We start from the raw sequence: 22,741 nt of genomic DNA, 5'->3' as shown, positions 1-22,741 counted from the left end.
GTGGGTCACGCCGCACGGGGATCGTAGGCGTACATCCAGTTCATGCCCCTCGCCGAGACCGGTAACAGCAGTTTCAGCATCCGGTCGCGGATCCAGGCGCCGGTCGCGCTGAACTCGCGCTTGCTGTTGCCGTTGCGACGGGCAAGCGCCACCACGCGTTCGGCGCGCGGGCGGCGCTCGTCCTCGAATTTCCGGAAGGTCGCGCCGAGCTCCTGTCCCTCCTGCATCAGCCGCCCGAGCCGCATGGCGTCCTCGAGCGCGAGCGATGCGCCCTGGCCGGCGTGCGGGCTGGTGGCGTGCGCGGCGTCGCCGATCAGCAAGCTCCGCCTGCGCGACCAGGTCGGCAAGGTCGCGACGTCAAGCGTCGGTGTCACGACGATGTTCTGGGCCGCCTCGAGCAGTTGCGGAATCGGATCGTGCCAGCCGGCGTGGAAGCTGAGCAAATGTCGCTGCAGCGCGTTCTGAGCCATCGCGCGGAAGGTGGCGGCGTCGATGCCCTGCGCAGGCTGGGTGCTCCACCACATCACCCCATCGGTCGGATCGGAACTGCAGAAGCCGTAACCGAAAAATCCGCTCTGGCCGAACGTCGTCTTGACGGCTGTCCGATCGAGGTGTTGGCCAGCAACGCCCTCGGCGCAAAACCGCCAAAGCCGATCAGGCCGGTGTCGAACGGCTTCGGGCCGTCCGGAATGACATGCTCCCGCACGGCCGAATGGACGCCGTCCGCACCGATCAGGAAGTCACCCTCGGCGCTGGTTCCGTCGGCGAAATGCGCAACGATGGGCTGATCGGCACGGTCCTCGATGCGTAACAGCCGTTTCTCGAAGGCAAGCTCGACATTCTCGCACCAGGCCCTGTTCAAAATCGCTTCGTTCAGCGCGGCGCGGCGCATATTCACCGCGGGCTGGCCGAAGCGCTCCTTCATATTGTGGTTGATCGAGCCGAGCAGGGCGCCGGATCGCGAATAGAATTCGAAGGCTTCGGCGACCGAGCCGCGCCGGATCATCTCGTCGGCGAGCCCGAGCTCGGCCAGCACATGCATGCCGTTCGGCGCGATCTGCAATCCGCCGCCGATCCCGGTCGAGTGGGGCCATGCTTCGAACAGCTGGGCATCTATTCCAGCTCGCTTGAGAAAGATGGCGGTGACCGGGCCCGCGATCCCGGCGCCGATGATGATGGCTTTGCGCGAAGGTTTCGTCATCGCTTGCTCCTGAGGTTCCAGGGGTGGTAGAAAGTCCAGATGCTAAATATCTTATTATCTAAGATATATATGGACTAAGAGATGAAGCCGACCTTGTCAAGGCCGAAGGCGCGCGCCGCGCTGATGGAGCAACTGGAACACGCCGTACGGCGGTCCTCGGCGCTGGGCGTGCTGTTCGGACAGACCGTTGCAAGCCGGGTCGGAATTTCGAGTTCCGACCTGGAATGCCTGGATTTTCTCAACCTCGAGGGCCGCGTGACCGCGGGAAGGCTCGCGGAGGTGACGGGTTTGACCACGGGCGCCATCACCGGCGTGGTGGACCGCTTGGAGAAAGCCGGCCTGGTACGCCGCGAGCGCGACGAGAGTGATCGCCGCAAGGTGTTCATTGCCACCGTTCCGGAGAACATCGCCCAGGTCGGAAAGTATTACCAACACATGCAGCGTGCGGTCCTGAAGGACTGGGCGAGCTATTCGGACGCGGAGCTTGAGCTGCTGCTCAGGTTCATGACGCAGGGCTGCAGGACGATGCTGGCGGCGAACGAGGAGCTCAAGGCGATGATGGAACAGCCCAAGGGCAAGCGCGCGGCTGCTACGAAGCCTCCGCGGGCGCCATGAGCGCGTTGTCCGACGTCGCCTTGTAGCGTTGCGCGGCGACAAACATGCCCCACATCGCGCCCAGCATCATCCAGAAATGCCGCCAGTGGTCGGTATCGATGATGAAGCTTTCGCCGACCGTGCCGAGGAACGCCGAGAAGATCGCAAGATAGGCGCGCTGCCAGGGCACGCGGACGAACGCGTGGCGGAATCCCATGATCACGGTGATGAACACCAGTGCCGGATAGCAGATTCCGGCGAGCCAGCCGCCGGACATGAAGGCGTTCAGATAGGAGTTGTGGGTGTCCTCCGGGAAATAGCGGTGGAACTGCAGGGGCCCGATGCCCAATGGCAGGTCCAGCGCCATGTCAGCGCCGAGGACATGCCGCCCGAACCGGCCGAAGCGGCCCTCGTCATAGCTTTGATCGAAGCTCGCGCGCTGCTTGAACATCTCGCCGACCGAGTCGAACGACAGCAGCACCGCGAGCAGCAGCGCCACGACGATGACGGCTATGACCGACATCACGATGATGCGCGAGCGCCGCGCGCGCGAGGCGCTGGTCAGCACCATCAGCGCCAGCATGAAGCCCGCGGTGAGGACGAGTCCGCCCCATGCCGCGCGGGAAAACGCAAGCAGGATCGCCAACGCGAAGATTCCCAGCGCAATGGTGCTGCGGAGCGATTTTGCGAGAGAATCGGAAACGACGCTTTGCAGGGCGAACAGAGCCGGAAGGATCAGGAACGCGCCGAACACGTTCGGATCCTTGAAGGTGCCGCTGGCCCGGTCATACAGCGTCAGCAGCTCGTGTCCGCCGGGGACGAGATTGAAGTAACCGGCGATGCCTGAGGTCGCTGCGATCAATGCGCCGACGGTCAGGCCGCGGCGAAGCATATCCAGCCGGGCCTCGGTGTCCCCGGTGATGACCGTGGCAAAGAACATCACCGTGACCGCCATGTACCAGGACGTCGCGATCCAGTTGGGGACCCCCGGCTTGGCCATGACGGGGACGGCGCCGACGGAATAGCCGATATTGAGCAGGATCAAGAGCAGCAACAGCGGAATGAACGCCAGCCGCAGCCGCAAGCCGGTGGCAAGGAAGATGACTGCGGAGATAGCGGTTACCAGCTCGTAGGGGCTGGGCTCGATAAAAACGATCGCGCCGCTGGCTCCGACCAGCCACACCAGCGCGCGTTGCAGCGCGAGCACGCGTGGCGCGGAAGTCGGCGTTGAAGCAAAGTCTCCGGCTGTCGCCGCATACGCCATTATGCAAAACTCACGCAACCCAACGATATGCGACGCCGGACAGGGCTCTAATAAGCGTTTTCGTTCTTCGTCATCAGTGCCAGCGGCGTCTTGAGAAGAATGTAGAAATCGAACAGCACCGACCAGTTCTCGATGTAGTAGAGATCGAACTCGACGCGCTTCTGGATCTTTTCCTCAGAGTCGACTTCGCCGCGCCAGCCGTTGATCTGCGCCCAGCCGGTAATACCGGGCTTGACGCGGTGGCGCGCGAAATATCCATCCACCGCCTCGTCGAACAGCCGGCTCTGCAATTTGCCTTGTACGGCGTGCGGGCGCGGGCCGACCAGCGAGAGGTTGCCCTTGAACACGACGTTGAAGAGCTGCGGCAATTCATCGAGGCTGGTCTTGCGGATGAAGCGTCCGACACGGGTGACCCGGGGGTCGTTCTTGGTCACGACCTTCGCGGCGGTCGGATCGGCCTGGTGGTGATATAGCGAGCGGAACTTGAAGACGTCGATGCGCTCGTTGTTGAAGCCGAACCGCTTCTGGCGAAACAGCACCGGCCCGGGACTATCGAGCTTGATTGCGAGCGCGACCAGCGCCATCACCGGCAGCGCCAGCAGCAGGATGACGCCGCCGCCGACATGGTCGAACAGCCACTTCATCACCAGATCCCAGTCGGTGATCGGCGCCTCGAACACGTCCAGCGTCGGGACCTTGCCGAGATAGGAATAGGCGCGGGGACGGAAACGCAGCTTGTTGGTGTGGGCGGAAAGCCGGATGTCGACCGGCAGCACCCACAATTTCTTCAGCATTTCGAGGATCCGCGTCTCCGCGGAGATCGGCAGCGCGAACAGCACGAGGTCGATCCGGGTACGGCGCGCGAATTCGACGATGTCGTCGACCTTGCCGAGTTTCGGGCTGCCGGCGCAGGTTTCCAGCGCGCGGCTGTCGTTGCGGTCGTCGAATACGCCGAGGATGTCGATATCCGAATCTTCCTGGGCCTTGAGCGCCTCGATCAGGTGTTCGCCGTTCCGGTCTGAACCGACGATGATGGTACGGCGGTCGAGCCGGCCCTCACGTGCCCAGCCGCGTACCATCGAACGCAGAAACAGCCTTTCGGCGATCAGCGCGGCGAGGCCGACGAAGAAGAATGCCGAGAGCCACAGCCGCGATACTTCGTTGCCGAGTTTGGCGAAGAACGATGCGCCGATGAACAGCAGGAACACGAACGCCCACGATGAAATCATCCGCGTCATCTGCCGCAGCTGGCCGCGAAACACCTGGACTTGATAGATATCGGCGGCCTGGAAGCAGATCACCGCGGTCGCGGTCATGCCGAAGATGGCGGCGACATATTCCCAGTGAAAGCCGGCAAGCCGCGTCACATACCCAAGATAGAGCGCGACGCCGACCAGGCCGAGCAGGAAAAAATCGGCGACGCGGACGGCACCCGCGATCACAATCGGCGAAATGGCCCGCTGCACTTTCTGGTTGGTGACGGCAAGTGCTGCCGGCGACAGCCGGAGCCGCCGTTCCATCGGAGGGCGGTCCGCCGCGGCGAGGGCGGCAGCATCTAACATCGAGCGTGCGTTGATCGGTTCCACTGTTCCCACGTCCGTATCTCGCGCAGGCATCCAGGCACGCGCGCGCCGAGGCGGAATTCCCTGCCTCGGGGCTTAACGGACAAATCGGAAGAAACGGTTATCGTGGTAACGGATGGTTAACGATCTGCAAACGCGCCCCGGTAGCCCGCCAGCACGCCTTCGACCATCGCCTTCTGCGAGAAATGAATGAGGACTCGTTCCCGCAGCGATCTTGCGCGCGCCAGCGCGGTTGCGGGATCGGCGAGCGCGGTCTCGATCGCGTCCGCCATCGCGCCTGCGCTGTTGGACGCAAACAGGGCGTCGGTATGGGGGCCGAAAATTTCCGGAATGCCGCCGACATTGGCGGCCACCATCGGAATTCCCGCCGCCGCCGCCTCGATCACGACATAGGGCATCGAATCCCCCCGGGACGGAACCACCAGCAGGCCGCCCTTGGAGAATCCGTAGCGCGCCTTGATGTGGCCGATGAAACGGATCGCCTCGGTGAGTCCGAGCTCTCGAACCTTGGCCTTGAGCGCGTTCATCTCCTCGCCGTCGCCGCCAAGCGTCAGCGTGACCGGCTTGCCGTCTGTACGCAGCCGCGCCACCGCGTCGATCAGGAGGTCGGCGCCCTTGATATGCCTGAACTCGCCGACGTAGGCGACATCGGTGGCATCGGCCGGTTTGACGACCGGATCGAATTCGTCCGCGGTGACGCCGTTGAACACGCAGCGGACCAGCCCCTTCGGAATGCCGATGGTGCGCTGATAGGTGTCGCGCGCGAACGCGCTTTCGAACAGGAACAGCTCGGTATTGTTCATCAGCGCGCGTTCGAGGCGGCTGTAGAAGGCGCCCTTCAGCGTATCCAGCGGGTAATGCAGCGAGCCGCCATGCGGTGTATAGATGCGGATCTTGCGTCTGGACCGGCGTTTCATGCGGATGAAGGCGCCTGCTTTAGCGCCGTGGCCATGCAGCACGTCGGGTTTCAGCCGCCGGATCAGGAGCATCATACGCAACCATACCAGGAAGTCGGTAGGGTGAGGTTCGCGGCGAATGGCGAGGCGATGAACGCCGAGCTTGAGGCGGGGGGCGATTTCCTCGAGCGCCGCCGCGGCGCGTTCGCCGCCGGTCAGGCTGTCGGCGATGATGCCGACATGATGGCCGCGCTCGGCCTGGCCGTTGGCGAGGTCGAGGATGTGACGGATGATGCCGCCGACGGGCGCGCGCACCGCGTGCAGGATACGAAGCGGCTGGTCTGGAGTCTCGGGCATGATCAGAACCAGCGTTCTGCGACGAGGACGGCATCGCCGGGGCTGACCGCGGTGCCGAGCGGCACCACCACGCGCATCGAGCCCGATCCGTCGGCTGGCCCGTAGGCGAGGGAATCGAGATCGCCTTGCGGCTCCGCCATCGCGGCGGGGCCGGCCGCGTGCATGCGGCCCGGCAGAGCGAGGGCCGCGACCAGACAGATCATGACGGCGCGCACGCCTCGCATCGGAAAACCCTGAGAGAGTTATGATTCCGATTAAGGGCGTTCATGGTTAACAAAGCATGACCGCTGCAGGACCCGGGCCGTTGTTGCCGGCGACAAATCCGTGCGATTAACCCAGCGGCAACCTTAATGGAGTGTAATCGCGCCAATTGAAGTGGAACAGTGGCGTCCGCGGGAGTATGTGATGCGTTTTGCGTTCTGGCGTGCAGGTATGGAGCGTGCGGGCAGGGAAGAGCCCGTGCTCCAGCCGGCCGCCGCAAGTCCTGCGGCCAACACCAATTCGGTCGACGCGACCGTGGCAGGTGATCTGGATTTCGGTGCCCTCGGCCAGGCATTGGTGCGCAAGCGGGGCTGGATCATCATCCCGACCCTTCTCGCCGCCGTGCTCTCCATCACCGCCGTCAATCTGGTGACGCCGCGGTATAAATCCGAAGCGCGCATCCTGGTCGACGGGAGGGAGAACGTGTTCCTGCGGCCGAGTGGCGAGCGCAACGAAGAGCGCACCTCGCTCGACGCCGAGGCTGTCACCAGCCAGGTCCAGCTCTTGCTGTCACGGGACCTCGCCCGCGAGGTCATCAGGAAGAACAAGCTCGCCGAGCGGCCGGAATTCGACCCGGTGCTGCAGGGCATGTCGCCGCTGAAATCGCTGCTGGCGCTGTTGGGGATCGGCCGCGACCCGTTTTCGCTGACGCCGGAAGAGCGCGTGCTGGACGCCTATTACGACCGCTTCACCGCCTATGCGGTCGATAAATCGCGCGTCATCGTCATTGAATTCCAGTCGAGCGATCCGGATCTGGCGGCGCGCGTCGCCAACTCGATCGCCGAAGGCTATCTGGTGCTGCAGCAGAATGCGCGCCAGGAGCAGGCCAAGGCCGCCAGCCAGTGGCTGTCGGGCGAGATCGACAACCTGCGCAAGAAGGTCTCGGAAGCCGAATCCCGGGTCGAGGATTTCCGCTCGAAATCCAGCCTGTTCGTCGGCACCAACAATACCACGTTGTCCAACCAGCAGATGGGCGAACTGAACACGCAGTTGAACAACGCGCGTGCGCTGAAATCGGATGCGGAATCGAAAGCGCGGCTGATCCGTGAAATGCTTCAGAGCGGCAAGCCTATCGAGGCTTCCGAAGTGATCAATTCGGAATTGATCCGCAGGTTGTCGGAGCAGCGCGTCACCCTGCGCGGCCAGCTCGCCGAGCAATCATCGACGCTGCTCGACAACCATCCGCGCATCAAGGAGCTGAAGGCGCAGCTTGCGGATCTGGACCGCCAGATTCGCGACGAGGCCAGCAAGCTCTCGCGCTCGCTCGACAATGACGCGCGTATCGCCAGCGGAAGGGTCGAAGGCCTCAGTGCCAGTCTCGAGCAGTTGAAAAAGCAGGCGACCTCGACCAATGGCAACGACGTCCAGCTGCGTGCGCTCGAGCGAGAAGCCAAGGCGCAGCGCGACCTGCTGGAATCCTATCTGGCGAAATACCGCGAAGCCAATACCCGCGAGAACATCGATGCCGCGCCGGCCGACGCCCGCATCATTTCCCGCGCCAGCGTGTCCAATACGCCGGCCTATCCGAAGAAGCTGCCGATCGTGCTGATCGCGATGCTGGCGACATTGATGCTGAGCGCGGGTGCGATCGCGACCGGCGAATTGCTGCGCATGAGCGCGCCACGCGCGGTCGCCGTGTTCGGCACCCCGCCGGCTCCGTCCCCTGTGCCCGCGGCCGCGGAGATCGCCGTGGCCGATCGCGAGCCGATATTCGAGGAAACCGTTTCGGAAATTTCGGGCGCACCGCGCGCAGAGATCGAACACGAGATCACGCCCGAACTCACCGAAATCGAGGATCTTGCCGACGATCTGCGCAACGCCGGCGAGGCTGCACGCAAGGTCACGATCCTCGGCACCGCAACCGGCGAGAGCATCACGCTGACGGCGCTGACGCTGGCGCGGCTGCTCGCGCACGACGCCAGGGTCGTGGTGGTCGATCTGTCGGCGTCGTCGCCGACGATCGCAGTCGTTTCGGTCGATCCGGCTGCACCTGGGCTGGCCGAATTGATGCTGGGCGAGGCGAGCTTTTCGCAAGTGATCACCAGGGATCGGCTGTCGCGCCTTCATCTCGTCAGCGCCGGGCGCCCCGGCTTCGACCGCGCACTGTTGCAGTTGCCGCGGCTGACGCTGGCGATCGACGCGCTGCTGCGGGTCTACGACCATGTCCTGCTGGATGCCGGCAGCGCTTCCGATCTGCCGGCGGAATTGCTGACGGCGCAGGCGCGCGCCGTGGTGGTGCCGGATGCCTCGATGGCCGCCGACGCCCGCGCCCTGATGTGCGATCAGTTGATGGCGGTGGGCTTTTCCGAGGTGACGATGCTGAGCGGGCCGGCCGAACCCGCCGACGCCATCGAGCCGGGCCCGCGGGTGGCGGCCGCCTGACGGCGGCTCCGATGGGCTTTCGGTATGGCGTCAGTGGAGCGCGCTCCGCAGCCGCTGCGCGGCGTGAAGCAGCGCCTGGTTGTGCTTCACCAGATGCTTGGCGCGGTTGAGGCCTGACATCGCGCCGGCGGCTACCTTGCCGCGCAGGCTAAGCGGGATGAAGCTGTCGAAAATCGGCTCGTCGTCCTTGCAGAACAGCCGCTTGTAGTCATCGGATCCGATGCCGAGATCGAGTGCGCGGTAGCCGCGCGCGGCATAGTGGTCGATGATGTTGCGCATCAGGATCAGGCCGGGGCTAAAACGCGAGCTGCCCGACATCGTGTAAGTGTTGAACATCATCGAGAAGCGGCGTCCGTCGGCGACGCCGGCGAAGATCGCGATCATCTCGGCATCGCATTCGAGTGCGTGAATGTCGATGGCACGGCTGCCGCCCGCAAGCTCCGTCATGCAGGCGTCGCGGATGAACTCCTCGATGCCGGGGTCGGCGAACACGTTGGGCAGTTTCTGCTCTGCCATCCGCTGGGGTTTGACGGTGAAAAACCAGTCGAGCAGCCGTGTGATTTCGGCGTCCGATGTTGCGGTGTGATAGCGATAGCCGGCAAGCTCCTGCAGTTTGCGTTCCTTGCCCTTGAGGCGGCGGCGGAACGAATTGCTGACCAGGTCCGACGGGACCGCTCCCGGCGCCATCGTCAGGACAGGGCAATCATTGACCGAGGGCTGCTTCGGCAACAGCGCCATCGGGTTCGGCAAATCCTGCCAGCGCCAGGGCTGTTGGGTGAGCGCCAGGACGTCGGCCGCGGCGCGTTCGCGTATTCCGCCGAGCAGCGCCCTGAGGTCGGCCTCGGTCGCACTGGTGGCAAAATCGCGGTCCCACAGCGCCATGTTGAAGGTGGCGTGCTTGCCGCCCATGAAGCAGGCGGTGCGAACGCCGTGCTTGCGGCGGAGTGCGAGCGGCAGCAACGACAGCGGCCGGCGCTCGGCGTCATGGGCGATGACGATAAAAGGCGAGAGGCCCTCGGGCGCGCCGACCTGTCGCTGCCAGGGTCCGAGAAAATCGAAGCGCTGATACGGGGTGGAGAATTGCCCTTCGAGGCCGCGCCAGATCGCCTCGGCCTGGCCGAGGTCATCAACGATGTCGACGCTGGCGATGCGGCTCGATCTCGACCACGCTTTCGCTTCCGCCGTTCGGCTTTCGATCGCGGCAGCCATGGTCATGACGAACCTGTCCACAGGGAATTATTTACAATTTTCGGCTTCTGCCGACCTTTGCAAAGAAATGTCAACAAAGAGTAATGACATAAGGTCGGGGATGAGGCGGAAATCGCCCCGCGAAGGAAGCAGACGTTGCCGTCGGATATCCGATTCCTGAACAAGCTGAGGCTGGAGCTTGCCTATTTCAGCGGGGTGCCGTGGCTGAGGGGACGGCGCGCCGGCGTCGCCGGCGTCGTCCTGCGGTTCGAACGCGTGCGCCCGCGGCGCAGCGACCGTTTTCAGCCGCTGAAGGCTAAGGAAATCACGCCCAAATTTCTCGATCGGACCATCCGGGCGCTAAAGCGCTGGAATTACGACATCGTCCCGCTGGACGAGGTTTTGCGCAGGGCGGTCACGCTGGCGGAGCCAAGACGGTTCGTCTGCCTGACCTTCGACGGCGCCTACAAGGATCTGATCGCGTCGGCCTATCCGGTGCTTGCGAATCACGGCGTTCCCTTCGCCGTCTACGTGCCGACGGCGTTTCCGGACGGCCTGGGTGAGGCCTGGTGGCTCGCCCTCGAGCAGGTGATCGGGCTGGAGCAGCGCATCAGCCTGGTGATCGATCGCAAGGAACAGCGTTTCGATATCGCCACCACGACGGAAAAATATCAGCTCTACGCATTTCTCGAGAGCTGGATGCGCTCGCTCGCGCCGGCGGATCTTTCCTTCGCGATCAAGGATCTCTGCACGCGTTACTCGGTCGACCTTGCGCGCCTGTCGCGCGAGGCTTCGATGGATTGGGACGATCTGGGAAAGCTTGCGGCCGACCCCAATGTGACGATCGGCAGCGCGACGGTGAACTATCCGGTCATGGCGAACCTGAAGGATGCCGATGCGTTCCGCGAGATGGCGATGGGCCGCGCGGTCGCGCAGGCCGCGTTCCGCCGCGACGTCAGGCATTTTGCGTTTCCGTTCGGCGACCGCGCATCGTTCCGCCGCCAGCACGCCGCGATGGCGGAGGAGGCGGGCTTCGCCAGCGCGGCTTCGGCCATACCCGACGTGGTTCGGACGGAGGGCCGGACCGGTCTGCATGCGCTGCCGCGGGTTGCTTGGGACGGACGGCAGCATTCGCTGCGCGCGATGCGGGTGATCCTGTCGGGCGCGGCGTTCCCGCCGGTGAGACGCGACCGCGACGCCATCTAAGCATGATCCGGAAAAGTGGAGGCCGGTTTTCCGGAAAGATCATGCTTCAAAAAGAGAAACTAGCGGAATTCAACCTTGTTGAATTGCGCTAGAGATCGGGCCGCGCCATCCAGCTGATGATCGGCATCGCCGGCAAAACCCAGCCAATGCCGGCCACCACGTAGAAGACGGCCTGCGCCAGCCCCGAATTCGCAAGCCACGGCATCTGCGCCGCCGCCATTCCCATCAGCGACCACACCACCACCAGCACGAGAAGGGCGATGGTTCCGAAAAACTTGCGGGTGCGTATGGTCATGACGGAAATGTGCAACTCGTGGCGGTGGCGCGCCTTGCGCGCGGGAAGGGGCGGACTATAAGGGGCACGCAAATTCATTCAAGCGCAGCTTCGATGACCGGCGTTCCCGCACAGGCACCCCAAATCCGCGCCGTCCGATGGTGGCTGGTCTCGATCGCGGCCCTGATCGCGCTGATGGTGCTGGTTGGCGGCGCCACCCGCCTCACGGAGGCCGGGCTTTCGATCGTCGAATGGAAACCGGTCACCGGCGCGCTGCCGCCGCTCGATCAGGAGCAATGGACGCAGGCGTTCGAGGCCTACAAGACAATCCCGCAATATCGCCAGATGAACGCCGGCATGAATCTCGCCGAGTTCAAGACGATTTTCTGGTGGGAATTCGGCCACCGGCTGCTCGGTCGCGTGATCGGGATCGCCTATCTCCTGCCGTTTCTGTGGTTCATGTGGCGCGGCTTTCTGGCCGCGGATCTGAAGCGGCGGCTGTGGCTGATCTTCGGCCTCGGCGCGCTGCAGGGCGCGGTCGGCTGGTGGATGGTGGCGTCGGGGCTTTCGCAGCGGGTGGAAGTCTCGCACTACCGTCTGGCGGCCCATCTGGTGCTGGCGCTCCTGATCTTCGCCGCGATCGTCTGGACGCTGCGCCGGCTGACGGAGCGGCCGCCGCTTTCGGTATCTTTGCGGCTGCGATTAACGGGCATAGCGCTGGTGGTGCTGACCTTCCTGCAGCTCTATCTCGGTGCGCTGGTCGCGGGCCTGCGCGCCGGCAAGATCTACAACACCTGGCCGGCGATCGACGGCGCGTTCATTCCGTCCTCGGCGCGGCTTTTCTTCGACGTGCCGTGGTGGCGCAATTTGTTCGACAATACGCTTGCGGTGCAGTTCGAGCATCGCATGACGGCGTATCTCTTGCTGGTGCTGGCCGTGCTGCACGCCTTCGACGCGATCAGGTCGCGTGCCGGGGCCGCCGCGGTCAACGGTGCGCTGTGGCTCGTGGCCGCCATTATCTTGCAGGCGACGCTGGGCATTCTGACGCTGCTCAATCAGGTCCCGATCGGTCTTGCACTCGCCCACCAGGCCGTCGCGATTGCGGTGCTGACGCTGGCGGTCTTTCAGGCCGAGCGATTGGCCGGACGGCAGATCGAGCAGCCGCACAAGCTCGCCCTGCCCGCCGCCCAAACCGGCTGAGCTGACTGAGCCTTGCGCTAGCAGTAGCCGTAAACGCCGCAGGCGTAGGGTAGGCGGTCCCAATAGGGAACATAGGGGTCGATTACCGGGGCGACCGGCCACGGCGCGATGTAGGGGATATCGATATAGACCATTGGCGGATACAGCACGGCCGGCGCCTCATAGACCGCAAGCCGGGGCCAGGGCCGGCGATAGCTGTACGGCGCGGCATAGGTGATCGTGGTTCTGAAATTATAATGCGGTCTCGGCAGCCCCGCAGGCAGTCCAACGGCGCGATGCCAGCGATAAGGCGCCAGCGCCCGGTCGGCGCTCTCAGCGGTTCCGCAGGTGACGACAACGGCAAGCACTGCGACGGCAAAACGCAACATCGGCGGCTCCGAAGGATGGGGGTCTTCGCCCGTCAATATATCGGAGGCCGTGAGGCGCGGGAGCCATCGACGGCAAGTATTTGCGAATATGGCTAAGGCCTGATGGCGTCATTCCGGGATGGTCCGAAGGACCAGACCTCAGATGCGCCATTGCGCATCGGGGAATCTCGAGATTCCGGGTTTGCGTCTTCAGCGCGCCCCGGTATGACAAACGTCACGCGCTCAGCGCCTGCTCGAGGTCGGCGATCAGATCTTCCCTGTCCTCGATGCCGATCGACAGCCGCACCACGTCGGGGCCGGCGCCCGACCTGATCTTGGCCTCGTCGTCGAGCTGGCTGTGCGTGGTCGAGGCCGGATGGATCACGAGCGAGCGGGTGTCGCCGACATTGGCGAGATGCGAGAACAGTTTCAGGTTCGACACCAGATTGACGCCGGCGTCGTAGCCGCCCTTGAGGCTGAAGGTGAACACGGCACCGGCGCCCTTCGGCGCGTATTTGCGTGCGAGGTTGTTGTACTTGTCGCTGGCAAGGCCGGCGTAGTTGACCGCCGCCACCGCCGGATGGCCCGAGAGGAATTCCGCGACCGCTTTCGCGTTCTCGCAGTGCTTTTGCATGCGTAGCGGCAACGTCTCGATGCCGGTCAAAATCAGGAATGCGTTGAACGGCGAGAGCGCGGGCCCCAGATCGCGCAGGCCGAGCACGCGGCATGCGATCGCGAAAGCAAAATTCCCAAAAGTCTCCTGGAGCTTGATGCCGTGATATTCCGGCCGCGGCTCGCTCAGCATCGGATATTTGTTGTCCTTCGACCAGTCGAAGGTGCCGGCGTCGACGATGACGCCGCCGATCGAGTTGCCGTGGCCTGCGAGGAACTTGGTCAGCGAATGCACGACGATATCCGCGCCATGGTCGATCGGGCGGATCAGATAGGGCGTCGCCAGCGTATTGTCGACGATCAGCGGCACGCCGGCCTCGTGCGCCACCGCCGAAATCGCCTCGATATCGGTGATGCTGCCGGCGGGATTGGCGATCGATTCGATGAAGATCGCCTTGGTATGCGGCGTGACCGCGCGCCTGAAGCTGTCGATATCGTCGGGATCGGCCCACACCACGTTCCAGCCGAAGCTCTTGAAGGCGTGGGTGAACTGATTGATCGAGCCGCCGTAGAGTTTTCGCGCGGCGATGAATTCGTCGCCGGGCCGCAGCAGCTGATGCAGGGCGACGACCTGCGCGGCATGCCCCGATGCTACGGCCAGCGCGGCGGTGCCGCCTTCGAGCGCGGCGACGCGTTCTTCGAGCACCGCGTTGGTGGGATTTCCGATGCGGGTGTAGATGTTGCCGAACGCCTGCAGGCCGAACAGCGACGCGGCATGATCGGCGTCGTTGAACACGAATGACGTGGTCTGATAGATCGGCGTCACCCGGGCGCCGGTAGTCGGATCGGGTTGCGCGCCGGCATGCACGGCGAGAGTCGAAAATCCGGGAACACGATCGGTCATTGAGTTTCCTTTGTGACGGTCTCATCGTTTGAAGGGCGGCCGTGCGGCCGCGTCGCGAAAGATGAGCGGGGCGATTTTAGTTCGAGACGGTGCAGGTCCGCCTCGTCCTTTTGGGGGACAATCGCGTCAGCGGCGTCCGCCGTCAAGGCGGCGCGACGCGTCACTTGTTGTTCGCAAGGGCCGTGCTTCGTTTAGTCGCGTTGGCAGCAAAATCGTTTCGCTTTTGCGTCACGAAGGCTCGCGCTTGTTTTTCGCGGCGCGGTCGGAGGCGGCGGTTTCGCCGCCACCGAGGCTCGTCCGGTTCAACGAAAGCCGCATGCCCTGGATCGGTATCGGCGCGCGCTTCGAACTCAGCGTGCGCGAATTGACGCCCATCCAAGAAATCTCCGAGGACAGGCGGCCGTATTCGATCTTCGGGCAGCGGTTCATCACGACCTTGAGACCGGCGGCTTCGGCCTTCGCTGCGGCGGCATCGTCGCGCGCGCCGAGTTGCATCCAGATCACCTTCGGCAATGGCGACATTTTCAGGGCTTCCTCCACCACCGGCATGATGTGGCTTGAGTTCCGGAAGATGTCGATCATGTCGACCGGGCGGTCGATGTCGGTGAGCGACGCCACGAAGGGTTTTGCGAGCAGGCTCTTGCCGACATGACCCGGATTGACCGGGATCATATCGTAACCGCGCTGCGCTAGATATTTGAAGGCGAAGTAACTCGGCCGAACATTGACCGGCGACGCCCCGACCATCGCGATCGTCTTCACGCCGCTGAGAATTGCGCGGATATAATTGTCGTCGTAGGCATCGTGGTTCATTGCGAGTATCCATTGCGCCATTGCGAGCGCGGTGAAGCGGTTCGGGGCGGTCATTCCGGGGCGATGCGTAGCATCGAACTACGATGTGCAATTGCACATCGGAGAATCTCGAGATTCCGGGTCTGGTGCTAACGCACCATCCCGGAATGACGAAGTCGGTGCTGCTTCGTCGCTTCCCAATGACCGGAATTACTTGTCCTGCCACTTCGGCTCGCGCTTTTCGAGGAAGGCGCCGATGCCTTCCTCGGCGTCACGCGCCATCATGTTCTCGGTCATCACCTCTGCCGCATAGCGATAGGCGTCCGCAAGGCTCATTTCGGCCTGAGGGTAGAACGCGGCCTTGCCGAGTTTGACCGTATAGGCGGATTTGAGCGCGACCTTCTGCGCCAGCGCGATCGCGCCATCCCGCTCGCTGCCGGCGGGAACGACGCGGTTGACGAGGCCGAGTTCGAGTGCGCGCGCTGCCGGAATCGGCTCGCCGGTGAGCAACATTTCCATCGCCTGCTTGCGCGGCACGTTGCGCGACAGCGCCACCATCGGTGTCGAGCAGAACAGCCCGATATCGACGCCCGGCGTGGCAAACGCCGCGGCCTCCGAGGCGACCGCGAGGTCGCAACTCGCCACCAGCTGGCAGCCCGCGGCGGTGGCGATGCCCTGGACCGCGGCCACGACCGGCTTGGGCAGCTGCACGATCGCCTGCATCATCGCGCTGCAGGCGTTCATCACTTGCGCGAAATAGGCCCGCCCGCGATCGGCGTCGGTACGGCGGGCGGTCAGTTCCTTCATGTCATGGCCGGCCGAGAAGGCAGCGCCATTGGCCGCGATCACCACCGCGCGCACGCTAGCGTCGTCATGGATTTCAGCCAACGCTGCATGCAGTTCGGCGATCAGGCCCTCGGACAGGCTGTTGCGGCTTGCGGGGCGATTGAGGGTGAGCACCGCGATGCTGCCCAGCGTCTCGCGCAGGAGGACGGGCGATTGCGGCGCGGCGGCGCGTGCGGTCTGGCTCATGATCGAAATATCCACTTGATATCTACTTGATATCTACTTGGGCCGTCGCGTCACCTTAATGTAACAAGCGGGGTGAGGCGAGGGCAGGCGGAGCGACATGGCAATTGCAAAAATGAGCGTGGCCGACCTGGAGAAGTTCCTGCATGCGGAATTTCCCCAGGCGTTCAGCGGCGGCGAAATATCCATCGAAAGCGCCGATGGTGCCTCCTGCCTGCTGCGCCAGCGCTACAGCGATCAAATGCTGCGCCCCGGCGGAACCATATCGGGACCGACACTAATGGCGCTGGCCGATTGCGCCATGTATGTGGTGCTGCTGTCGGCGATCGGCCCGGTCGGGCTCGCGGTGACGACCAATCTCAACATCAATTTCCTCCGCAAGGGGGCACCCGGACAGGATGTGCTGGCGGCAGCAAGGCTCCTGAAGCTCGGCAAGCGGCTGGCGGTTGGCGAGGTCAACCTGCTGTCGGGCACGTCACCGGATCCGATCGCCCATGTAACCTCCACCTATTCCATTCCAAACACTTGAGGTTTTTTACGGTAATATAACACCATATTTGTAACCAGTTGGTTTTGCTTGTCTAATTATCCTGCTTGGGCATTGACGCGCGCCGCGGGCTTATCTAGAAATCCGCGCAGTTCGGGCACGTATGCGTCCGATATCCCCCATTCACGGATTTCCTCATATGAAAACGTTTTCGGCAAAGCCCGCCGAGGTGACGAAGAAGTGGGTGCTGATCGACGCCAAAGGTCTGGTGGTCGGCCGGCTCGCTTCCCTGGTCGCGATGCGCCTTCGCGGCAAACACCTCCCGACCTATACCCCACACGTCGATTGCGGCGACCATGTCATCATCATCAACGCGGCGCATGCGGTGCTCACCGGGCGCAAGCGCGAGAACAAGGTCTATTACAATCACACCGGCTTCATCGGCGGCATCAAGGAACGCACCGCCAAGTCGATCCTCGAGGGTCGTTTCCCCGAGCGCGTGGTCGAGAAGGCCATCGAGCGCATGATTCCGCGCGGGCCGCTTGGCCGCGTTCAGCTCGGTAATCTGCGCGTTTATCCCGGCCCCGAGCATCCGCACGAGGCCCAGCAACCCGAGACGATCGATATCGCTTCGATGAATCGCAAGAACATGAGGGCCGCATAAGATGTCCGATACCATGCAGTCGCTCGACCAGCTGTCGCAGCTGAAGCCGGCCACGCCGGAAGCGCCGAAATACGTCAAGAAGGTCGATAAATACGGCCGCGCCTACGCCACCGGCAAACGCAAGGACGCGGTCGCCCGCGTCTGGATCAAGCCCGGCGCCGGCAAGATCGTCGTCAACACCCGCGAGGTCGAAACCTATTTCGCCCGTCCCGTGTTGCGGATGATGATCCAGCAGCCGCTGGTCGCCGCCGCCCGTGCGGGCCAGTACGACGTGATCTGCACCGTGACCGGTGGCGGTCTGTCGGGCCAGGCCGGCGCGGTGCGTCACGGCATCTCGAAGGCGCTGACCTATTTCGAACCGGATCTGCGCGGCGTTCTCAAGAAGGGCGGTTTCCTCACCCGCGACTCCCGTACCGTCGAGCGCAAGAAGTACGGCCGCGCCAAGGCGCGCAAATCGTTCCAGTTCTCGAAACGTTAAAATTTGCAGCAAATGCTGCGGATCCAGGAAAGGGCGCCTCCGGGCGCCCTTTTTCATTCTGGTCTGTTGCTGCGCATTTACCGAGCAGTTGACGCAGTTTTTCCCGAAAACTTGTGGATGCGTGCAAACTCATTTCGAACAGAGCGGTCGTAGATTGTATCCCGCTGACGGCGTGCGCTCCGCCTTCAGCCAAGCAAGATGCTGCATCACGATCGCTGGACGGCCCATGTCGCTCGATACCCCCACGCTTTACATCGTCGCCACCATGGTCGCGGCCATGCTGGGAGCCATGCTGCTGCTATTCGGCAAGCAGGAAAACATCCGGGCCCTGAAATGGTGGGGAAGCGCCTATCTGCTGGGCGCGGCCTCGGTCGGGATCTGGACGGTCACCAGCGGCACGCTCGACGAAGTGCTGTCGCTGGCGCTGAATGCTGTTGGCTTCATTGCCTGCGGCATGGTCTGGAACGCATCCCGCGTGTTCCACGGCCGCAAGCCCAATCTGCCGGGGCTGGTTCTGGGCGCCATCGCCTGGATCGCCGCCGCCATGACGCTGGCGCCGCCGGCCTCCATGATGCGGGTGACGATCGGCGCCGGCATTGTTGCCTTCTATGCGGCTCTGACGGCCACCGAGTTATGGACCGAGCGCCGCCGGCCGTTGCAACGGCGCTGGCCCCTGATCGTGGTGCCGGTCATGCATGGATTCGTGCTGATGCTGCCGATCCTGCTTGGCAGCCTGCTGGATCCCCACGATGGCAAGTTTGCCACCAGCGTCTGGGTGACCGGCTTCTCCGTCGAACTCGTGCTCTATGCCATCGGCACCGTGTTCGTCATCTTCATTCTGGTTTCCGAGCGCGCGGTGATCGCGCACAAGAACGCGGCGTCGACGGACCCGTTGACCGGCATGTTCAATCGCCGCGGGTTCGCGGAAGCCTCTTCGCGCCTGATCGATCGCGAAGCCCATGCCGGCCGTCCGGTGACGGCGCTGATTTTCGACATCGACCATTTCAAGTCAATCAACGACCGCTTCGGCCATGCCGCGGGCGACGAGGTTCTCAAACTATTTGCCGTCGTCGTGATCAACACGTTGCGGTTGTCGGACCTGTCCGGGCGCGTCGGCGGCGAGGAGTTCGCGGCCTTGCTGCCGTGTTCGCTGGAAGACGGCGTGATTGCCGCCGAAAGGGTGCGCACCGCTTTTGCGAATTCCGGAATCGAGGTGGAGACCGGCCCGGTCGATACCACCGTCAGCATCGGCGTCGCCGGCGGGCCGGCCGGTACCGAACTGGAGGTGCTGCTGGCGGCGGCCGATACCGCGCTCTATCAGGCCAAACGCACTGGCCGCAACCGGGTCGAGGCGGCCGAAGAGTTGCCGCTGTCGCTGGAAAACCAGCGCCGCAAGAAGTTGGGCGCCCAGCGCCAGGAGCCGACGGGCGTCGTCAAGCTGGCATGAGGGGTGACGGCTGGCGGCGGTAACCTGCCGCTTACCATTCGCTACCTATCATCCCGGCCATGAACACGCCCCGCAGCCGCAATGCCCACGCCGCCCTGATGTCGCTCGAAGCCGCAGCCGCATCGGCGCGCGGCGGCTTTGCCTGCATGTTCTCGAATTCGGACGAATACGAGACCGCGTTGATCAGGGAACGCCGTGCGCAGGGCCGCTACGAGCGGCCACGCAACCGCTGGCCCGCTTTGATGTTTGTCGGCTGCGCGCTGCTGGTTGCCGGCACGGTGCTGCTGCTGAAATGAGTGGCCGCGGCCGAAGATGACGCAGTGCGGCGCCGCGAGGCGCCTTTTTCTTTTCCGGGGTTCGGTGATAGAGACGTTGCGTTCGCAACGAGAGGCCGAAAATCCCATGATCACCGAAATCGCCCAAATCGACGTCAAGCCCGGCACCGAGAAGGATTTCGAAGCAGCAGTCGCCAAAGCGCGTCCGCTGTTCCTGCGCGCCAAGGGCGGCAAGGGTTTTGAACTGCACAAGTCGATCGAGAAGCCGCAGCGCTACCGGTTGATGGCGAAGTGGGAGACGCTGGAAAATCACACCGTCGATTTCCGGGGCTCCGAGGATTTCGCTGCGTGGCGCGGGCTGGTCGGCCAGTATTTTGCCGCGCCGCCGGAGGTCGAACATACCGAGACGGTGCTGACCTCGGCGGGCTGAATGTCCGCCGCGTCCCGCGAGGCCTCAGGCCGCGACCGGCTCCACCGTGGCCTCGTCGGATTTGAAATAATCGATTATGACCTTCACGATCGCCATCAGCGGCAGCGCCAGCGCCAGCCCCCAGATGCCGAATACGACGCCGAGCAGGATCTGGAACGCAAACAGCGTGGCCGGCGGAATCTCCAGCGCCTGGCGCTGCAGCATCGGCGTTAGAATATAGCTTTCCAGCGCATGGATGCCGAGGAACAGCAGGAATGCGCTGAATGCCGCGACCCATCCGGACGCAAGGCTCGCGAGCACCACGATCAAGCCGCCGATCAGCGCGCCGACGGTCGGAATGAACGTGAGCAATCCGGCCTGGATGCCCAGGATGAACGACCCCTGGACGCCGATGATGGAGAGGCCGATCCAGGTGACGACGAAGACCACGAACATGGTGATGATCTGCGCGATCAGCCAGCGCTCCAGCGTCTCGCCGATGCGGTCGACGATCACAGTGGCGCGGGCGCGATGCCGCGCCGGGACCATGAACAACAGCCCGCTGCGATAGACGCCCGGCTGCGCCGCGAAGGTCAGTCCGAGAAACAGGACGATGAAGAAATTGCCGACGGCGCTCAGGGTGCCCAGCAGCAATTTGAAGGTCTGGCTGACGATCGCGCCGCCGCTGGAGGCCAGCGCGCCTGCGCTCGGTAGGTTATGCGTTGGTGCGGGGCTCGGCGTTGCCGATGTCGACGAAGCCGGTGTCGCGCTGGAATTGCCGAGCTCGAAATAGCTGGTATCGATGCCGTTGCGCTCCAGGAAGGCTTTGACGCCGACCAATTGTCCCTTGATCGTATCGCTCAGCGCGGTGGCCTGTTGCGCGATGGTGGCGCCGCCGAGGAAGACCACGCCCGACAACAACGTCGCCAGCACCAGGCAGACGATGGTCAGCCGCAGCGGATGCGGCAGCTTGACGATGCGGCCGAGCATCGCGGTCAGGGCGTTGAGCGCGACGCCGAGCAGCATGCCCGCGAAAATCAGAAACAGTGTCGCGGAATAGTACCAGGTGAACAGCAGCAGGGTGGCAAAGCCGACAATACCGATGCCGCCGACCGATATCGCCCATGCCAGGTCGTTGCGGGACGGACGAGGTTCGCGAGCCGATACTGCTACCATGATTCCTTCTCTCAACCGGTTTGCAGCCGCACTCTTTCGTCAATTGCGCCCGGGATCAAGCTCGACGGACGCGCCGGTTTGACGTCGGCGCCTGCCTTGTGCCAAGCGATCAGCGGGACAGGGAATAGGCGGGGGCGCGCGGCATGAACTTCAAATGGCTGGGGCCGGTGGCCCTATTGGCTGCGCTCTTCATCGGCGATCAGATTCGCATCAACCGCCCCGGCCACAAATATCGCCTTACCATCGGGGTGGAGACGCCCGGCGGGCTCAAGGCGGCCTCCGGCGTCCTGTCGGTGCATCCCGACCGGGGTTACAGCCGTCGCGGCCACACCGCGACGAAGGGCGATGCCGTGTTCGTCGATCTCGGTGGTGGCAAGAACCTTGTCGCCTTGCTGGCGCATGTCGACAAGACGGTCGATCTCGACGACATCAATTACGTAGCGCTGCGCGCCTACAAGGCCGCCGGCCGCAATCCGACATTCAATGAAATGAGTGGGATGACAGGGGTGGCAGCGGTGACCGGCGCACTGATTCCGGTTCTGCTGACGTTCGCCGACGCGGGCGATCCCGCAACCGCGCGCAAGGTCGCGCCGGACGGTCTGGAAGCGGTGTTCGGCAACGGATTTCGCCTTCACGGCGTGACGGCGGAGGTGGTGCCGAACGGTTTGTGGCCGCTCGATTTCGGAGGACCCCTCGGCGAGCCCGTGACGCGCGGGATCGAAGCGAAATTGAAGTGGCTGAACGCGGCGGATGGCTCGGCGGCGACCGCGATCAAGGCGGCCGGATTGCCGACCGGCGAACCCTTCGACGCCAGGGAAGCCTTTACGCGGAAATAGCATCGCCGCCTTGCGGCCTAACCTGTTGATCCCTTGGCGGCCGGCAGGCATGATCGGCAACTGACCTTTGCGAGGTGAGAATCGGCATTGAAGACGATGAAAAGGCCGGTGGTCGGGGTTATCGGAAACGCCTACCGCATCGAAAATCGATTTGCGACACAGATGGTCGGAGAGCGCAATCTCCGCGCGGTCGCCGAGGTTTCGGGCGCGCTGCCACTGATGTTCGCCGGCTGCCCCGATATCACCGATATCGGCGCGTTGCTGGATACCGTCGACGGCGTGGTGCTGACCGGCGCCCGCGCTAATGTCCACCCGACGCGGTTCGGCACCGAGCCGGATCCCCGCCATGAACCCTACGACATCAAGCGCGACGATCTGGCGCTGGCGCTGTCGGAAGCCTGTGTCGCCCGCGGCGTGCCGCTGTTCGGGATCTGCCGCGGCCTGCAGGAGATGAACGTCGCCTTCGGCGGCTCGCTGCATCCGGAAATCCGCGAGCTGCCCGGCCGGATGAACCACCGCATGCCGCGGCTGGAGAACGGTGAAATCCACCCCGATCCCAAGGTCATCTTCGCCGACCGCCACGAGGTCAGCCTCGTTCCCGGCGGCGCGTTTGCGCAAATCCTCAAATGCGAGAGCATCCGCGTCAACTCGTTGCACGGCCAGGGGATCCTCGAGCCGGGCAAGCGGGTCGTGATCGAGGGCGTCGCGGAGGACGGCACCATTGAGGCGATCCGGATCGCCGACGCGCCAGGCTTTGCGCTCGGCGTGCAGTGGCACGCCGAATACGATCCGCAGCGCAACCCGATCAACCGGGCGCTGTTCGAGGCTTTCGGCGAGGCACTGGTGGCGCAGAAGCGTTAGCGCGTTTTCATTGCGGAA

The 22,741-nt window shown here is 63.9% G+C and carries 25 protein-coding genes; 12 read left to right on the top strand and 13 right to left on the bottom strand.

Features of this window, described 5'->3' with window-relative positions:
- Positions 1-5: 5 nt before the first annotated feature.
- Positions 6-524 (bottom strand): FAD-dependent oxidoreductase, encoded by a 519-nt coding sequence (locus B5525_RS46770; RefSeq protein WP_244567669.1) that lies wholly within the window; start codon positions 522-524, stop codon positions 6-8.
- Positions 524-1,201, bottom strand: coding sequence for an FAD-dependent monooxygenase (locus B5525_RS46765; protein WP_244567668.1), 678 nt, complete (start codon positions 1,199-1,201; stop codon positions 524-526). The genes B5525_RS46770 and B5525_RS46765 overlap by 1 nt, the downstream gene beginning before the upstream one ends.
- Before the next feature lie 81 nt (positions 1,202-1,282).
- On the opposite strand from B5525_RS46765, the gene B5525_RS33540 reads away from it, so the two are divergent.
- On the top strand, positions 1,283-1,816 hold the full coding sequence (locus tag B5525_RS33540) for a MarR family winged helix-turn-helix transcriptional regulator (protein ID WP_079570080.1): 534 nt from the start codon (positions 1,283-1,285) through the stop codon (positions 1,814-1,816).
- Here B5525_RS33540 and B5525_RS33535 read toward each other — a convergent pair.
- The 4 genes from B5525_RS33535 to B5525_RS45915 form a co-directional block, all read right to left on the bottom strand.
- The gene (locus tag B5525_RS33535; protein ID WP_079570078.1) at positions 1,791-3,059 is read right to left on the bottom strand and encodes an O-antigen ligase family protein; all 1,269 of its coding nucleotides are present in this window, start codon (positions 3,057-3,059) and stop codon (positions 1,791-1,793) included. The genes B5525_RS33540 and B5525_RS33535 overlap by 26 nt on opposite strands.
- Positions 3,060-3,106: 47 nt before the next feature.
- Positions 3,107-4,645: an undecaprenyl-phosphate glucose phosphotransferase gene (locus B5525_RS33530; protein ID WP_079574132.1), complete on the bottom strand. Its 1,539-nt coding sequence runs from the start codon at positions 4,643-4,645 to the stop codon at positions 3,107-3,109.
- Positions 4,646-4,761: 116 nt separating this feature from the next.
- Positions 4,762-5,895: a glycosyltransferase family 4 protein gene (locus tag B5525_RS33525; RefSeq protein WP_079570077.1), complete on the bottom strand. Its 1,134-nt coding sequence runs from the start codon at positions 5,893-5,895 to the stop codon at positions 4,762-4,764.
- Positions 5,896-5,897: 2 nt separating this feature from the next.
- A complete protein-coding gene (locus tag B5525_RS45915) occupies positions 5,898-6,119 on the bottom strand; it encodes a hypothetical protein (RefSeq protein WP_079570075.1) in 222 nt (73 codons plus the stop codon).
- 181 nt (positions 6,120-6,300) lie between these two features.
- Between B5525_RS45915 and B5525_RS33515 the strand changes: the two genes are divergently transcribed.
- A complete protein-coding gene (locus B5525_RS33515) occupies positions 6,301-8,538 on the top strand; it encodes a GumC family protein (RefSeq protein WP_079570074.1) in 2,238 nt (745 codons plus the stop codon).
- Between the two features lie 30 nt (positions 8,539-8,568).
- Here B5525_RS33515 and B5525_RS33510 read toward each other — a convergent pair whose 3' ends face one another.
- Positions 8,569-9,753, bottom strand: a complete 1,185-nt coding sequence (locus B5525_RS33510; protein ID WP_079570072.1) for a GNAT family N-acetyltransferase — start codon at positions 9,751-9,753, stop codon at positions 8,569-8,571.
- A 129-nt stretch (positions 9,754-9,882) separates the two neighbouring features.
- Between B5525_RS33510 and B5525_RS33505 the strand changes: the two genes are divergently transcribed.
- On the top strand, positions 9,883-10,932 hold the full coding sequence (locus B5525_RS33505; protein WP_172900026.1) for a polysaccharide deacetylase family protein: 1,050 nt from the start codon (positions 9,883-9,885) through the stop codon (positions 10,930-10,932).
- A gap of 88 nt (positions 10,933-11,020) precedes the next feature.
- On the opposite strand, the gene B5525_RS33500 is transcribed toward B5525_RS33505, so the two are convergent.
- Positions 11,021-11,227, bottom strand: a complete 207-nt coding sequence (locus tag B5525_RS33500) for a DUF2842 domain-containing protein (RefSeq protein WP_079570070.1) — start codon at positions 11,225-11,227, stop codon at positions 11,021-11,023.
- Positions 11,228-11,320: 93 nt separating this feature from the next.
- Here B5525_RS33500 and B5525_RS33495 point away from each other — a divergent pair, with 93 nt between their 5' ends.
- Positions 11,321-12,406, top strand: coding sequence for a COX15/CtaA family protein (locus B5525_RS33495; RefSeq protein ID WP_079570069.1), 1,086 nt, complete (start codon positions 11,321-11,323; stop codon positions 12,404-12,406).
- A gap of 17 nt (positions 12,407-12,423) precedes the next feature.
- Here B5525_RS33495 and B5525_RS33490 read toward each other — a convergent pair whose 3' ends face one another.
- The 4 genes from B5525_RS33490 to B5525_RS33475 all read right to left on the bottom strand — a co-directional run bounded on the left by B5525_RS33490 (position 12,424) and on the right by B5525_RS33475 (position 16,093).
- Positions 12,424-12,774, bottom strand: a complete 351-nt coding sequence (locus B5525_RS33490; RefSeq protein ID WP_079570067.1) for a hypothetical protein — start codon at positions 12,772-12,774, stop codon at positions 12,424-12,426.
- 214 nt (positions 12,775-12,988) lie between these two features.
- Positions 12,989-14,269, bottom strand: coding sequence for an O-acetylhomoserine aminocarboxypropyltransferase (locus tag B5525_RS33485; RefSeq protein WP_079570066.1), 1,281 nt, complete (start codon positions 14,267-14,269; stop codon positions 12,989-12,991).
- A 228-nt stretch (positions 14,270-14,497) separates the two neighbouring features.
- Positions 14,498-15,082 carry a CoA-binding protein gene (locus B5525_RS33480; RefSeq protein WP_079574128.1) on the bottom strand — a complete coding sequence of 195 codons (585 nt, stop codon included), beginning with the start codon at positions 15,080-15,082 and terminating at the stop codon, positions 14,498-14,500.
- Positions 15,083-15,271: 189 nt separating this feature from the next.
- Positions 15,272-16,093 (bottom strand): enoyl-CoA hydratase, encoded by an 822-nt coding sequence (locus tag B5525_RS33475; RefSeq protein ID WP_079574125.1) that lies wholly within the window; start codon positions 16,091-16,093, stop codon positions 15,272-15,274.
- A 97-nt stretch (positions 16,094-16,190) separates the two neighbouring features.
- On the opposite strand from B5525_RS33475, the gene B5525_RS33470 reads away from it, so the two are divergent.
- The 6 genes from B5525_RS33470 (at position 16,191) to B5525_RS33445 (ending at position 19,871) form a co-directional block, all read left to right on the top strand.
- A complete protein-coding gene (locus tag B5525_RS33470; RefSeq protein ID WP_079570064.1) occupies positions 16,191-16,619 on the top strand; it encodes a PaaI family thioesterase in 429 nt (142 codons plus the stop codon).
- Between the two features lie 157 nt (positions 16,620-16,776).
- Positions 16,777-17,241 carry a 50S ribosomal protein L13 gene (rplM, locus tag B5525_RS33465; protein WP_079570063.1) on the top strand — a complete coding sequence of 155 codons (465 nt, stop codon included), beginning with the start codon at positions 16,777-16,779 and terminating at the stop codon, positions 17,239-17,241.
- A gap of 1 nt (position 17,242) precedes the next feature.
- A complete protein-coding gene (gene rpsI / locus B5525_RS33460) occupies positions 17,243-17,719 on the top strand; it encodes a 30S ribosomal protein S9 (RefSeq protein ID WP_079570061.1) in 477 nt (158 codons plus the stop codon).
- Between the two features lie 226 nt (positions 17,720-17,945).
- Positions 17,946-19,166 carry a GGDEF domain-containing protein gene (locus B5525_RS33455; RefSeq protein ID WP_079570060.1) on the top strand — a complete coding sequence of 407 codons (1,221 nt, stop codon included), beginning with the start codon at positions 17,946-17,948 and terminating at the stop codon, positions 19,164-19,166.
- A gap of 59 nt (positions 19,167-19,225) precedes the next feature.
- Positions 19,226-19,462: a hypothetical protein gene (locus B5525_RS33450; RefSeq protein WP_079570058.1), complete on the top strand. Its 237-nt coding sequence runs from the start codon at positions 19,226-19,228 to the stop codon at positions 19,460-19,462.
- A 106-nt stretch (positions 19,463-19,568) separates the two neighbouring features.
- Positions 19,569-19,871, top strand: a complete 303-nt coding sequence (locus tag B5525_RS33445; protein ID WP_079574123.1) for an antibiotic biosynthesis monooxygenase family protein — start codon at positions 19,569-19,571, stop codon at positions 19,869-19,871.
- Between the two features lie 24 nt (positions 19,872-19,895).
- Here B5525_RS33445 and B5525_RS33440 read toward each other — a convergent pair whose 3' ends face one another.
- Positions 19,896-21,026 (bottom strand): AI-2E family transporter, encoded by a 1,131-nt coding sequence (locus tag B5525_RS33440; RefSeq protein ID WP_079570056.1) that lies wholly within the window; start codon positions 21,024-21,026, stop codon positions 19,896-19,898.
- A 143-nt stretch (positions 21,027-21,169) separates the two neighbouring features.
- Between B5525_RS33440 and B5525_RS33435 the strand changes: the two genes are divergently transcribed.
- Together B5525_RS33435 and B5525_RS33430 are read left to right on the top strand one after the other, a co-directional pair.
- Complete coding sequence (locus B5525_RS33435; protein ID WP_079570055.1) at positions 21,170-21,862, top strand: hypothetical protein; 693 nt, start codon at positions 21,170-21,172, stop codon at positions 21,860-21,862.
- 96 nt (positions 21,863-21,958) lie between these two features.
- Positions 21,959-22,723, top strand: coding sequence for a gamma-glutamyl-gamma-aminobutyrate hydrolase family protein (locus B5525_RS33430; RefSeq protein ID WP_079570053.1), 765 nt, complete (start codon positions 21,959-21,961; stop codon positions 22,721-22,723).
- Positions 22,724-22,741 lie beyond the last annotated feature (18 nt).

Origin of the sequence: Bradyrhizobium erythrophlei (assembly GCF_900129505.1) — a bacterium.
GTDB classification, from domain to species: domain Bacteria; phylum Pseudomonadota; class Alphaproteobacteria; order Rhizobiales; family Xanthobacteraceae; genus Bradyrhizobium; species Bradyrhizobium erythrophlei_D.
This window is presented reverse-complemented; position numbering and strand designations above follow the sequence as displayed.

Coding starts and splice junctions, on each gene's coding strand:
- B5525_RS46770 (WP_244567669.1), bottom strand. CDS start 524: ATGTGGTGGAGCACCCAGCCTGCGCAGGGCATCGACGCCGCCACCTTC.
- B5525_RS46765 (WP_244567668.1), bottom strand. CDS start 1,201: ATGACGAAACCTTCGCGCAAAGCCATCATCATCGGCGCCGGGATCGCG.
- B5525_RS33540 (WP_079570080.1), top strand. CDS start 1,283: ATGAAGCCGACCTTGTCAAGGCCGAAGGCGCGCGCCGCGCTGATGGAG.
- B5525_RS33535 (WP_079570078.1), bottom strand. CDS start 3,059: ATGGCGTATGCGGCGACAGCCGGAGACTTTGCTTCAACGCCGACTTCC.
- B5525_RS33525 (WP_079570077.1), bottom strand. CDS start 5,895: ATGCCCGAGACTCCAGACCAGCCGCTTCGTATCCTGCACGCGGTGCGC.
- B5525_RS45915 (WP_079570075.1), bottom strand. CDS start 6,119: ATGCGAGGCGTGCGCGCCGTCATGATCTGTCTGGTCGCGGCCCTCGCT.
- B5525_RS33515 (WP_079570074.1), top strand. CDS start 6,301: ATGCGTTTTGCGTTCTGGCGTGCAGGTATGGAGCGTGCGGGCAGGGAA.
- B5525_RS33510 (WP_079570072.1), bottom strand. CDS start 9,753: ATGACCATGGCTGCCGCGATCGAAAGCCGAACGGCGGAAGCGAAAGCG.
- B5525_RS33500 (WP_079570070.1), bottom strand. CDS start 11,227: ATGACCATACGCACCCGCAAGTTTTTCGGAACCATCGCCCTTCTCGTG.
- B5525_RS33495 (WP_079570069.1), top strand. CDS start 11,321: ATGACCGGCGTTCCCGCACAGGCACCCCAAATCCGCGCCGTCCGATGG.
- B5525_RS33490 (WP_079570067.1), bottom strand. CDS start 12,774: ATGTTGCGTTTTGCCGTCGCAGTGCTTGCCGTTGTCGTCACCTGCGGA.
- B5525_RS33485 (WP_079570066.1), bottom strand. CDS start 14,269: ATGACCGATCGTGTTCCCGGATTTTCGACTCTCGCCGTGCATGCCGGC.
- B5525_RS33480 (WP_079574128.1), bottom strand. CDS start 15,082: ATGAACCACGATGCCTACGACGACAATTATATCCGCGCAATTCTCAGC.
- B5525_RS33475 (WP_079574125.1), bottom strand. CDS start 16,093: ATGAGCCAGACCGCACGCGCCGCCGCGCCGCAATCGCCCGTCCTCCTG.
- B5525_RS33470 (WP_079570064.1), top strand. CDS start 16,191: ATGGCAATTGCAAAAATGAGCGTGGCCGACCTGGAGAAGTTCCTGCAT.
- rplM (WP_079570063.1), top strand. CDS start 16,777: ATGAAAACGTTTTCGGCAAAGCCCGCCGAGGTGACGAAGAAGTGGGTG.
- rpsI (WP_079570061.1), top strand. CDS start 17,243: ATGTCCGATACCATGCAGTCGCTCGACCAGCTGTCGCAGCTGAAGCCG.
- B5525_RS33455 (WP_079570060.1), top strand. CDS start 17,946: ATGTCGCTCGATACCCCCACGCTTTACATCGTCGCCACCATGGTCGCG.
- B5525_RS33450 (WP_079570058.1), top strand. CDS start 19,226: ATGAACACGCCCCGCAGCCGCAATGCCCACGCCGCCCTGATGTCGCTC.
- B5525_RS33445 (WP_079574123.1), top strand. CDS start 19,569: ATGATCACCGAAATCGCCCAAATCGACGTCAAGCCCGGCACCGAGAAG.
- B5525_RS33440 (WP_079570056.1), bottom strand. CDS start 21,026: ATGGTAGCAGTATCGGCTCGCGAACCTCGTCCGTCCCGCAACGACCTG.
- B5525_RS33435 (WP_079570055.1), top strand. CDS start 21,170: ATGAACTTCAAATGGCTGGGGCCGGTGGCCCTATTGGCTGCGCTCTTC.
- B5525_RS33430 (WP_079570053.1), top strand. CDS start 21,959: ATGAAAAGGCCGGTGGTCGGGGTTATCGGAAACGCCTACCGCATCGAA.